Origin of the sequence: Pseudorhodoferax soli (genome assembly GCF_003337555.1) — a bacterium.
In the GTDB taxonomy this organism is placed as follows: Bacteria; Pseudomonadota; Gammaproteobacteria; order Burkholderiales; family Burkholderiaceae_C; genus Pseudorhodoferax; species Pseudorhodoferax soli.
Window position 1 is genome coordinate 1 of sequence record NZ_QPJK01000022.1, and the last position, 12,250, is coordinate 12,250.

6 protein-coding genes are annotated in these 12,250 nt (G+C 74.9%); all 6 read left to right on the top strand.

Annotated features, from left to right (window positions below; all coding sequences use genetic code 11):
* The first annotated feature begins 357 nt into the window (after positions 1-357).
* From DES41_RS37555 to DES41_RS38665, 6 genes are read left to right on the top strand one after another with little or no spacing between them, the layout of a single operon-like run.
* Positions 358-3,093, top strand: coding sequence for a phage tail protein (locus DES41_RS37555; RefSeq protein WP_114472796.1), 2,736 nt, complete (start codon positions 358-360; stop codon positions 3,091-3,093).
* A 24-nt stretch (positions 3,094-3,117) separates the two neighbouring features.
* Entirely contained in the window at positions 3,118-3,432 is a 315-nt protein-coding gene (locus tag DES41_RS37560; protein WP_114472797.1) for a hypothetical protein, read from the top strand.
* A gap of 39 nt (positions 3,433-3,471) precedes the next feature.
* Positions 3,472-3,837, top strand: a complete 366-nt coding sequence (locus DES41_RS38660) for a hypothetical protein (protein ID WP_170168421.1) — start codon at positions 3,472-3,474, stop codon at positions 3,835-3,837.
* The gene (locus DES41_RS37570; protein ID WP_114472798.1) at positions 3,834-4,751 is read left to right on the top strand and encodes a hypothetical protein; all 918 of its coding nucleotides are present in this window, start codon (positions 3,834-3,836) and stop codon (positions 4,749-4,751) included. Before DES41_RS38660 ends, DES41_RS37570 begins: the two co-directional genes overlap by 4 nt.
* A 15-nt stretch (positions 4,752-4,766) precedes the next feature.
* Positions 4,767-6,731 (top strand): hypothetical protein, encoded by a 1,965-nt coding sequence (locus DES41_RS37575; RefSeq protein ID WP_211333177.1) that lies wholly within the window; start codon positions 4,767-4,769, stop codon positions 6,729-6,731.
* Complete coding sequence (locus tag DES41_RS38665) at positions 6,728-11,926, top strand: hypothetical protein (protein WP_170168422.1); 5,199 nt, start codon at positions 6,728-6,730, stop codon at positions 11,924-11,926. Before DES41_RS37575 ends, DES41_RS38665 begins: the two co-directional genes overlap by 4 nt.
* Positions 11,927-12,250 lie beyond the last annotated feature (324 nt).

A 12,250-nucleotide genomic window follows, 5' to 3' on the forward strand; every position in this document is an offset into this window, starting at 1 on the left:
AAGCACCAGGGACCGGGATATGCCCCCGGCAGTGCAGTCACTTTCTCTTGCTCCGCCAAGAGAAAGTAACCAAAGAGAAGGCGGCCCCGGTGCCCCCGTCCCTGCGCTGGCGCTCCGGGCAACCTGCGGTGCTCGCGGCCTGGGCGCATTGCACAACTCGCACCGTTCACTGCGTTCACTCAGCTCGAACAAGTGCAATGAGTCAGTTATTGAAGCGCGAGGTTCCCCGCGCCGCCCAGTCCACTGTGCTCCTCGGCGTGGGCACAGGGGGAACTCCCACACGGGCCATCGCTGCGCTCGGCCTCGGGTTCAGGCCATCGCTTCGCTCGGCCACGGGTTTGGCCTTGAGGCACTGACATGGACGCCAACGGCCAACGCTTCTGGTTGCTTGGGGAGTCTGCCCACTTCCCGTCGCACGCCCACACCGCGTGGGACGCCGACTGCCGCCGCCTGCGCTTGGCCTCCGAACGCACGCTCACGCCGGCGCTGCCGCCCGCCGCCGCTTTCACCGCCGCACAGGAAGCGCTGGAACGCGTGCCGCCCGCCATCGACGTGCTCGAATGCGTGGCCCGATGGGATGCCGACAGCGCCACCATCCGCGTGCGCAGCGTGCTGCCCGACGAAGCCGTGCTGCTGCCGCTGGACGCCACCCCGAGCGACCTGTGCAACGGTGCCGACGGCGTGCTGTACGCCGTGCTGCCGGGCGCCGTGCTGCTGCACGACCTGCGCGGCAGATGGGCCGATGTGCGCGTGACTCTGGCCGGCTTCGCGCCCTGGCGCGCCGCCCCCGCGGCCGACGGCGGCGTGTGGCTCATGGAACGCGGCACGGGCCGCCTCGCACGCCTGACCGGCCGGCCGCGCCGCACCGAAACCCCGCAGCCCGACGACTACGACCCGCGCGTCTTCCGCCCCCACCCCGAGAACGCCTGCGCGCCGCTGATCCGCCTGCTGGCCGGCGCGCCCGGCGATGGCAGCGAGAACGCCGTCGCGCTGGCCAGCGGCCCCGACGGCGCGCTCGCGCTGCTGAGCTGGGCCACCGACGGCGCGCCACGCCTGCGCCGCTGGCGCGCCGATGCGCAGCGCTGGGACGCACCCGCTGCACCGCAGGGCGCGGCCTACGCCTACGCGCTCGCCTGGCTCGCGCCCGACCGCGTGGCGCTGCGTGTGCCGGGCCGGCGCGACGCACCGGCCTGGCAGCTCGGCGCCACGCCCGGCCCGCTCGATCCGCTCGGCGATGTCTACCCGCTCGCGCCCGAGGCCGTCGAAGCCCCCTTCTGCAATGGCCCCGTCCAGCCCCCCTCCTACCCGGTGGGCGGCGCCGGCGCCGAACCGCTGCACGCGCTCTCGCTGCACCGCTTCGCCGCCCAGGGCGAGACGCGCCACTACGCCGACAGCGCGAGCGGCCTGGTCGCCCGGCTGATCGACAGCGGCGACACCACCACCGTCTGGCACCGCCTGTTCGCCGAGGCCGTGCTGCCGCCGCACACCGGCTTCGTCGCCTGGCTGGCCGCCACCAACGAGGCCGCGCCGCCGGCCGACGACGACACCCTGGCCTGGCACGCCCACGGCTTCGGCAGCACCCTGCTCGACGCGCCGCAGCTGCCGCAGGCCGTGTGGGAGCCCGTGCCCAGCGAACTGCCGCACCACCCCGGCCTGCTGGGCGGCGCCAGGGAGCCCGGCCGCGCCGGCCTGTTCTCGGTGCTGGTGCAGAACAGCCGCCAGCGCGTGCGCAGCCTGGCCGGGCGCTACTTGTGGCTGCGCCTGGCGCTGCAGGGCGACGGCCACGCCACGCCCGAGATCGCCGCGCTGCGCGTGTGGGGCAGCCGCTTCTCGTACGTCGACCAATACCTGCCGCGCCTGTACCGCGAATCCCAGTTCGGCAGCGCCGCCACGCAGCCCGGCGAGCGGATCGCGGCCATCGACACTGCGTTCAGCGACGCGCTGGACGCCGCCGACGCGAGCGACGCCACGCTGCGCGCGCGCCTGCTGCTGGAGCAGGTGACGCTGGGCACCGCCGCCCACATCGCGGTCGAGCGCAGCGGCCAGGCCTGGCTGCTGCAGGACGGCGCCAGCGCCTGGCGGCTGCGCCGCGAAGGCGACGGCATCGCCATCTACCGTCCGCGCGCCACGCCGGCCGATTTCAACGCGCGCCTGCTCGCCAACTTCGAAGGCGTGCTGACGCGGCTGGAAGACCGCGTGGCCCACGCCCACCTGCTGAGCGATCCGGCGCTGGCCGACGACAGCCGGCTGGACTGGCTGGCCGGCTGGATCGGCGTGGCCTTCGACCCCGCGCTGCCAGCCGCACGCCGGCGCGACTGGCTGCGCGGTGCGCCCGACCTCGCGCGCTGGCACGGCACGCGGCGCGGCCTGCAGCTGGCGCTGGACATCGCCACCGGCGGGGCCGTGCGCGGCGGCGAGGTGCTGGTGGTGGAAGACTTTCGCCTGCGCCGCATCCTGGCCACGCTGCTGGGCGTGGACCTGGCCGACGAACACGACCCGCTGCTGCCCGGCCTGCAGGTCAGCGGCAACTCGGTGGTGGGCGACACGCTGTTCGTCGGCGAGCAGGCGCAGGCCGAACTGGCTGCGCTGTTCAATGCGGGCCAGCGCGGCGCGGCCGGCGAACAGGCCGCGCTGGCCTTCGACGCCGAACTGGCGCACCGCGCCACCGTGCTCGTGCATCAGGCCGTGCAGCCGCAGGACCTGGGCCTCATCCGCCGCATCGCGCAACTGGAGGCGCCGGCCCATGTGGAGTTGCGCGTGGCCCAGGCCAGCTGGCCGCTGCTGGTCGGCATCGCCAGCCTGGTCGGCGTGGACACCTACCTCGGACCGCCGCGGCTGCCGCGCGCGGTGCAGGTGGAGCGCAGCGGCCTGGGCCTGGGCGATTACCTCGTCAGCGCGGCCGTGCTGGACCCACGCCTGGCCGGCGCGCCCACCACCGCCACCGCCGAATTCCCGCCCGAGGCGGACGCCGGGCCCGACCAGCGCGCGCAGCCCGGTGCCAGCTTCGTGCTGGACGGCAGCGGCTCGCGCGCCGCGCCGGGCCGCACGCTGGCCGCGTACCGCTGGCGCTGGCTGCCACCCACCGATTCCTGAACCCCCAACCCGAAGGAGCTCACCATGGCTGAATTCACCCCCGGCGTCGAAATCGCCACCGAAACGCCGACCATCGAGGTCACCGTCGGCCCGAACAACCCGATGCCGATCGGGCGCCAGACCTTCCGGCTGGTCGTCGTGGACGATGCCGGCAACGCCTCGCAGGCCGACCAGGTCGTCATCATCATCGCCGACCAGGACGCGCCCACGGCCGTGATCCGGGGGCCGCGCCTCGCCCCCTTCGGCCGCAGCTTCGAGCTGGACGGCTCGGCGTCGTTCGACGCGGGCGGCGGCCGCATCGTGCGCTACGTCTGGACCTACATGGGCCCGGTCACCTGAGGCGGTCAGGCCCCCACGCCCCACCCGCAGGAACCGAACATGGCCCAGTTCAGCGTCGGCCGCCCCATCACCACGGACACACCGGCCGTCACGGTCGATGCCGGCCTGGCCGTGGGCCGCCACCGCTTCAGCCTGGCGGTGATGGACGGCACCGGGCTCGCCAGCCGCGTGGCGGACGAACTCGTGGTGCAGGTCCAGCGGCTGGTGGTGCCGGAACGGCCGATCCCGACCCCGGTCACCCCGGTCACTCCGGTGATCCCCGACCGGCCCGTGGTCACGCCGGTCGTCACCCCCGTCGTGACGCCGGTGGTCAACCCCGTCAATCCCCCCGTCGTGGCACCGGTGCGCCCGGTCGTCACGCCCGTGCGTCCCGTGCGGACCCCCAACCCGAGGAGACCGCGATGAGCACCCTGGCCCCGGATGCCGACCCGCTGCTGGCCCGGCCCAACGCCGACCGGCTGGCCTATGCCACCGGCATGCTGCTGGACGCGCAGGACTTCAGCGACGAGCAGACCTACCACCGCGGCCGCCTCGCCCGCGCGCTGGCCTTCCTGGCCGGCCCCGGCACCCTGGCCGGGCTGCGCGTGGAGCACGTGCCCGCCAGCGCCGACCAGGTGGAGGAGATCCGCGTGCAGCCCGGCCTGGCGGTGGACCGCCTGGGCCGCCTGATCGAGTTGCCGCGCGAGGCTTGCCTGCGGCTGCCACGCTGGTTCGAGGCGCTGGCCGGTGTGGCGGGCAGCGGCGCCAGCGCGCTGGCCCAGGCCAGCTACGACGACCTGGGCGGCTTCGTCTCGCAGCGCTTCGCCGACAGCGGCACCGCGCTGCCGGCGCGGGCGCTGGTGGCCGATGTGTTCCTGCGCTTCGTGGCCTGCCCGCGCGGGCTCACGCCGAGCTTCGCGCAGGGGCCGTTCGACGCGCTCAACGCGGTGTCCATCGCGCGGCTGCGCGACGCCTACGAACTGCAGCTGATCGCCCGCCCCGGCCTGGACACCGGCTACGACGGCCTGCCGCTGCCGCCCGGCACCGCGCCACTGGGCGACGCCACCGCCACGCGCGAGGCGCGCCGCGATGCGCTGCAGGACGCCGTGCTGCTGGGCTGGTCCGCCAGCGGCCATGCCGGTGGCGACGGCGGGCTGGAACCGGCTCCCGAACACCCCGCCGAGCTGGTCGACCGCAGCGCCGTGTTCCTGGCCCGCGTGCTGCTGCCGGTGGACGGCGCCACACCGCCGGCCCGCACCGCCGATACACCCCTCGTCGACAACTGGGGCCGCCGTTTCCTGCCACCCGCCGCGCTCTTCGCGCAGTGGGCGGGTTCGTAATCCAAGGAGCCTGCCATGGCCATCAACCTGACCCAGGGCGCCGCCCGCGAGCGCATCGACCCGGCCGAGGCACCCACGCTGCGCCAGCGCGGCGTGCTGGTGGAAGACGCGCGGCGCGAACGCCCGCGCTACTTCGACGGCCGCTTCCTGGCAGCGCGCGACCTGGTGCGCGACCAGCAATACTTCCTCACGCGCGAAGCCGATCTGGGCCGCGCGGCCGGCAGCGGCGTGGCGCACGGCCTGGACGTGGCCCGGGGCCCCACGCCGCAGAGCCTCACCATCGCCGCGGGCGACGGCATCACCGGCGCCGGCGAGCTGGTGCTGTTGCCGCGCCGGCTGGACCTGAACCTGGCCGACATCCCGCTCGCCGAGCAGCTGTCGGCGCGCTTCGGCCTGTCGCGCCAGCCGGCCGCGCCGCTGCGCAGCCGCACCGGCCTGTTCGTGCTGGGCCTGCGGCCGGTGGAGTTCACGGCCAACCCCATCGGCGCCTACCCGACCACGCTGACCGGCGCACGCACCGTGGAAGATGGCGACGTCATCGAGGCCACCGCCGTGGTGCTCATCCCCTGGCAGGACGACGGCGCCGCCGATGCGCTGGACGCACGCCGCGGCGCGGCCGCGCGCCGCATCTTCACGCAGCCGACCGCGCCTGGCTGGTCGGCCAACGTGCTGCCCGTGGCCATGCTGGCGCTGCAGTCCAACAGCGTGGTCTGGATCGACGAGGCGCTGGTGCGGCGCGACCTCGGCGCCGACCGCGGCGACCTGCCCGGCCTGGGCCTGGTGCCGCGCGGCCTGCGGCTGGCGCACCTGCTGCAGTACCAGACGCACCTGGCCGAGGTGGTGGAACAGCTGGGCAGCCGCAGCTTCCCGGCCGCCACGCAGTTCCCCGCGCTGCCGCCGGCCGGGCCGCTGCCGCCCGGCGTGATCGACACGCGCGACTTCACGCAGCGCTACTTCCCGTCAGAGGTGGACGTGGACTTCTCCATCGTGCCCGACGACGAACTGCCGGCGCTGGTCGAGGAGGCGCTGGCCCTTCCGCCGATCGACCTGCTGGCCAGCGAGGCCGCGCTCGACCTGACCGCCGTGCTGATCCTGGCGCCGGTGCCGCGGGCCGAGTTCCGCGCCGTGCGCGCGCGGCTCACCGCCGTGGCGCGCCCGCTGCGCTCGGCCGCGCCCAACCTGATCGCGCAGCGCAAGCCGCTGGAGATCCTGACCCGGCTGCGCATTCCGCAGCTGCTGGTGCCGGTGGACGTGGCCAACCCCTCGGACGCCGAATGGACACGCCTGGCCCAGCTGCCGGGCCTGTGGTATTTGCGCCGGCGCAACCTGGCCTACCGCGACGACCTGGTCGGCCGGCCGGTGGCCGTGGCTGGCGGCGACGACGTGCCGGTGGAGCGCGGCGTGATGGCGCGCGTGGACGCGCTGGGCCTGCGCCCGGCCCTGGACCGCGTGCTGGCCGCCTCCAGCACACGGGCGGCCGCCAACGTGGTCTCGCTGCTGGCCACGCCGCGCGTGGCCGCCTCGCCCACGCTGACCGCCGCTGCGCTGGGTGCGCTGAACGCCAAGGTCGAGGGCGCGCCGCAGATCGACCACGCCCGCGTGCTGCGGGTGGGCGCCGAACTGGCGGGCGGCGCTGGCGCCGGCCTGGAGAAGCTCGAACGCGCCACCGGCAGCGAGGCGGTCACGCGCACCGCCCTCACCAGCCTGGCCAGCAACGACCAATGGCGCAAGCTCGACACCGCCGCGCAGAGCGCGGACAGCACGCGGCTGGCGCAACTCGGCCAGCGGCTCACGCGCACGCCGGGCGGGCCCAGCGCTGCGCCGGCGGAACCGCCCGTGGCGGAGCCTGCGGCCGCGCCTACGCCCACGCCCACGCCTGCGCCGCGCAAGACCGCGGTCAAGAAGGCGCCGGCCACCAAGGCACCCGTGAAGAAGGCGGTGGCCAAGAAGAAGGCCACCAAGCCAGGAGAAGCACCGTGAGCACCACGCGCATCGACGGCGCGCTCGCCGGCGAGCGCGTCATCGGCCTGTCGCCGGCCAACGCCACCGAAGCCGCCACCGACTGGCGCCGGCGGCCCAACGTCTTCCCCGGCCGCGCGCTGACGGCCGGCGCGCTCACGCAGTGGCAGGCCTGGCAGGCCGGCCACCTCGCGCTGCGCGGGCAGGACTGGACGGCCGGCGTGGTCGACGGCCTGGAGCTGTCGGTGCGGCTGCTGCCGGGCGCCACCGGCTTCGCCGCGGTCGAACTGGAGATCGGCCGCGGCCTGGCCCTGGCCGCCAGCGGCGAAGACCTGGTGCTGCAGCAGCCGCTGCGCTGCCGGCTGGCCGATGTGCCCGTGGTGGCGCCGGCCGGCTTCTTCGAGGACGGCAGCGGCGTCGGCCCCGGCACCGAGGGCGAGCCGCCGACGCTGCGCACGCGCGCCATCGGCGCCGCGCTGGGCGCACTCGGCGAGCCCGGCGAGGACGGCGTGCCGACCCGGCCCGCCGTGCCGGCCGCGCTGCCGCCCATCGGCGTGCTGGTGCTGCAGCCCGTCATGGCCGACCGGGCGAGCCTGGACCCCATGGACCCCTGCGAGCGCAGCGCCTGCGACGAGGGCACCTACGGCGACGCCGCCGCCTTCGAGGACTGGCGCATGGGCGACGGCGCGCGCCTCCTCTGGTACGTGTGGCCCGGCGAATGGCGCGGCGTGCCGGCCGTGGCCGACGTGCAGCTGCGCAACGCGCTGGCCTGGACCGTGTTCCAGGCCGAGGAAGCGCTGCCGGTGGGGCAGGTGCTGCCCTGGGAAGCCTGGGGCCAGCCGCTGGCGCTGGTGGCGCTGGACCCGGCCACGCGCGCGCCGCTGTGGCTGGACCGCGCCAGCGTGGTGCGCCGCGGCGGCCAGGCGCGCGACGCGCGGCTGGTGGCCCTGGCCGGCCGCATGCAGGCCGACAGCCGCCGGCCCGCGCTGTGGCAGGCCCGCATCGAGCAGCTGGCCGAGCAGGTGGCGTCCAGCGGCGAACCGGCACCCGCGCCCGGCACGCTGAACGACGCGTTCGGCCGCTTCCTGCCGCCCGTGGGCCTGCTGCCGCGCAACGCATTCGACGCGGCCGGGCCGCGCAGCGCGTTCTTTCCGGTCGGCTTCGACATCGACGCGGCGCCCATCCCGGTCGAACAGCTCGACCTGGCGGTGCGCGCCAGCGCGGCGCTGGCGCCCTTGGCCGTCGGCGCGCCCGAAAGCGTGCGGCTGCTGGTGCCCGTGCCGCTGTCGTCCTGGGAGCCGGGGCTGCTGCAGCGCGCGCGGATCGACCCGCTGTTCCAGCAGACGCTGGACGAACACCTGCTGCGCCGCGCGCGCACGCTGGGCTTGCGCCAGGGCCTGCGCCAGCAGGCCGCCATGCTGGACCACGCGCTGTCCGGCAAGGTGCAGGCGGTGCCCGCGTTCAAGGACGACCCGCTGGCGGTCGAGACCGAATCGCTCGCGCCCTGGGGCGAACCGCCGCCCGGCGGCGGCCACCGCAGCACGCTGCGCGCCGGGCTGCACCAGCACTTCTTCGACGGCGCAGCGCCGCCGTTCGCGGTGCAGGCCACCGAGTCGCTGTTCTGCTGGGTCTGCCTGGACCCGGACAACCCGCCGCGCACGCTGATGCTGCGCTGGCATGGCCCGAACGGCTGGGAGCACCGCGCCTATTGGGGCGAGAACCTGATCGCGGGCGGCGCCGACGGCACCGCCGCGCGGCTGCGCGTGGGCGACCTGCCCACGCCGGGCCAGTGGGCCATGCTGACGGTGGCGGCCAGCGCGTTGGGCCTGGCCGGGCAGAACGTGGACGGCATGGGCTTTGCGCTCTACGACGGCCGCGCCGCGTTCGGCCTGACGGGCGCGCGCACGGCCGAGGTCTGGCGCAAGTGGTTCTGCAACTTCCTGCCGACCGGCGCGCGCGTGCAGGGCGACGAGCCCTGGGACCTGCTCAGCGCCAACGACCTGTGGATCCCGTTCGAGCCGCAGCGCGGCGTGGAGCCCAGCCTGCCCGACCTGGAGGCCGAGGCCGGCGACGGCGGCATCTTCGGCCAACCGGGCACCGACACGCCGGCCGCACGGCGCCTGGCCGTGCCCACCAGCGGCTTCAGCCTGGTCTACCCGCCGGCCACCGGCTGGCGCGGCCACAGCGTGGTCAACAACGCGCCCGTCACCAACGGCCAGGGTGGCCTGGCCAGCATCACCATCGGCGCGGGCGACCAGTTCAGCAGCTGGATCTACCTGGACGAGCTGAATCCGCCAAGGGCACTATGGGCCGGCCTGATGCTGCTGGACCTGCGCTCGGACGTGCCGGCCACCGCGCGCATCCAGTACGTCTTCGGCTACTGGGGCGAGAACCGCCAGGCCGAACTGGTGCGCACCGTGCCCGGCCTGGAGACGCTGAATGCGCGCACCAAGCGTGCGGGTGCATTGCCGCGCTCGGGCGGCTGGGTCGAGCTGCCGCTGCGCCTGCCCACTGCCGCGGACGTTCCGACCGGCGCATCGCGCTATGCCGTGCTCGGCATGGTGCTGACGGGCTACCAGGGCCAGTTCGCCGTCAGCGACCTGCTGCACCGGCCGCCGCCCAGCGCCACGCAGCCCACGCCGGCCCCGGCGCTGCTGTGGCCCACCGCCATCAGTGCCGACCCGCGGCCGACCACGGTGCCGCCGTACGCGCCGTTCCTGACACCGGCGCCGATCCCGCAGCACAACCTGGGCGTGCTGACGCCCACGCCGTCCTCGCGCATCGGCACCGTGAGCCTGTACACCGAACTCGTCGGCGACCCGCTGCTGCTGCGCCTGTCCGGCCACGAGCAATCGCAACTGCTGCTGCGCGGCCTGCAGGGCTTTGCCGACTACCTGCGCCAACGCATCGACCGGGCCGACGACATCACCGACTTCGGCTTCGCCCACATGCAGGTGGACATGCACCGCATCCGCCAGCTGACCATGAGCGCGACCGACGCCGGCCGGCTGGCGATCTCGCCCACGCTGGCGGCGCTGGCCAAGTCAGACAGCGCACTGGTGGTGCAAAAGGAGATCGGCGCCTACATCGACCGCGTGCGCCAGACCGCCGCGGCCGCTGCCGCACCGCCGCCGCCACCGCCACCGCCCCCGCCGGCCCCCGCGCCCAGCCCCTCGCCGTTCCGGCCGGGCGTCTCCAGGCTGGCGGCCGACATCGGCAGCATCTCGGCCGTGCGCATCGGCACCGTCACGGGCGCGAGCAGCGGCAGCATCCTGGCCGGCAGCGCGCTGGGCACCCGCGTCGGCACGGCGGCGCTGCAGGCCAACCTGGGCAGCGGCGCTGCACTGGCCGCGGGCGCCTCCGCCAACCTCAACCTCAACGTGGGCGCCAAGCTGGCGAGCGCAACCAGCAGCCGCCTCGCCGAAGGCGTGCTGGTCCAGCGCCCCACTGCGCCGCCCAACATCGTCTACGCCAACCCCATCGTGGGGCTGGCCGAGATCCGCACCACGGCGCTGGCCGAGCGGTTGCGCAACCCGCCATCGCCCGAGGCGCGCAACTACGCGCTGTCCAACCGGGCGCGCACCGTCACCGCGCTGCTGAACCTGCAGGAGACCTTCGCCGCGGAAGACAGCGGCGAGGTGCCCGCGCTGCTGCAGGACTTCCAGATCCCCGGCCTGGCGGGTGATCCCTTCCTGGCCGGCCTGCCCGCCGGCACGCTGCAGCGCCCGCTGGCCGATTTCCGCGGCGACACCGCGCTGCAGGAGGCATTGGCCCGGCCGCCCGCCGGCAGCGACAACGCGCTCGACGAGGCCACACTGTTCACGCAGGCGGTGAGCCTGTCGGACACCACCATCGCCATGCTGCGCCGGCTGGAGGCGCGCCTCACCGTCTACCGCGACGCGCTGAGCCTGTGCGAGACCGCGCTGGCCACGCTGCGCGGCCAGATCGGCGCGCTGGCCGCGCGCCAGGCCGAGGTGGCCAGCCAGCTGGCCGAGGCGCGCCACGATGTGAGCGTCACGCGTGCGCTGCTGGCCGAGGAGACCGAGCGCATCGCCGCCATCAACGCGCGCCGCGCCAAGGTGCTGGCCGAAGAGGTGAAGTTCATCGCCTACGTGCGCCCGCGCGAAACCGACAACCTGCTGGCCACGCCCACCCACGCGGTCGACCCCGGCCTGGTGGAGGCGCCCGTGCCGGCCTGCCTGCGCGCCCACCCGGAGCCGCCCGAGGAACTGCTGGACATGCTGCGCGTGGTGCGGGAGGCGCCCGCGCCCTGGTTCGTGCAGGTGCCGCCGCTGCTGCAGCGCCTGGACAAGGTCGACCACCTGATGCGCCTGCTCGACGGCGCCCAGGTGCGCGCGCTGGCCGGCCTGGCCCAGCCCCGGCTGTCGGCCCAGGTGGTGGCCGGCACCAGCCGGCTGGCCACCGGCATCGCCCAGCTGGCCACGCGCCAGACCGAAGCGCTGATGCCGCGCGTGGCCACGCTGCAGACCATGAACCTGAACCTGCTGACGAGCCTCAGCTGGCAGGGCGTGCGCGACCAGGCCGCGCAGGTGGTGAGCTTCGGCGACCTGGCCGAGGGCGGCCATGGCCGCGCCGACGTGGCGCGCGCGGCGGCCGAGGAGCTGGACCGCATCCGCGGCGTGGCGGCCTGCCTGCATGCCGAGTTCAGCGGCGTGCTGCCCGCGATCCGCCTGCAGTGGGCCGAGCTGCTGTCCGAGTTCGACGCCGCACCCAACCTGCGCAACCTGGCCAACCTGCCGCGCTGGGCCGAGATCCCCTACCTGGACCGGCGCCAGATGCAGTCGTACGCCGACTGGCTGTTCGGCCAGATCGAGCCCGGCCAGCCGCAGGCCGTGGCCCTGGTCAACGACGTGGTGCGCATGTGCCTGCTGCTGGCCAGCCACGCGCCGGTGGACCGCATCGTGCAGGGCCGCATGGCGCGGCCGACCCCTGGCGTGGGCCCGGGGGTGCGCATCCCTCTCACGGTGCTGGACGCCGCGCCGCTGCGCGTGGGCATGGCCGCGCTGCTGTACCGGGCCGACCAGCTGGTGGCGCGTGCCACGGTGGAGGACCTGGGCCAGGGCGAGGTGATGGCACGCGTGGTGCACACGGCGCAGACGCGCGTGGACCTGGGCGACGACGTGCGCGTGCACTTCGACACGGCCACCACCGTGAGCCTGGCGGCCACGGCAGCGCGGCGCACCTTGTTCCGCTGACATGGAACGATCAACCGCGCCCCAAGGCCGAGCGAAGCGATGGCCCGAGCGCAGAGCCGAGCGCAGAGCCGAGCGCAGAGCCGAGCGCAGCGATGGCCCGTGTGGGACTGCCCCCTGTGCCCCTGCCGAGGAGCGCAGTGCCATGGGCTGCGCGGGGAACCTCGCGCTTCGTGAACTGACTCATTGCACTTGTCCGAGCGTAGTGAACGCAGTGAACGGTGCGAGTTGTGCAATGCAGCCCATGGCGCGAGCACCGCAGGTTGCCCGGAGCGCCAGCGCAGGGACAGGGGCACCGGGGTCGCCTTCTTTTGCTTACTTTTCTTG

Excerpts from the sequence above, each read along its gene's own strand:
- DES41_RS37555 (WP_114472796.1), top strand. The coding sequence starts at position 358 with ATGGACGCCAACGGCCAACGCTTCTGGTTGCTTGGGGAGTCTGCCCAC.
- DES41_RS37560 (WP_114472797.1), top strand. The coding sequence starts at position 3,118 with ATGGCTGAATTCACCCCCGGCGTCGAAATCGCCACCGAAACGCCGACC.
- DES41_RS38660 (WP_170168421.1), top strand. The coding sequence starts at position 3,472 with ATGGCCCAGTTCAGCGTCGGCCGCCCCATCACCACGGACACACCGGCC.
- DES41_RS37570 (WP_114472798.1), top strand. The coding sequence starts at position 3,834 with ATGAGCACCCTGGCCCCGGATGCCGACCCGCTGCTGGCCCGGCCCAAC.
- DES41_RS37575 (WP_211333177.1), top strand. The coding sequence starts at position 4,767 with ATGGCCATCAACCTGACCCAGGGCGCCGCCCGCGAGCGCATCGACCCG.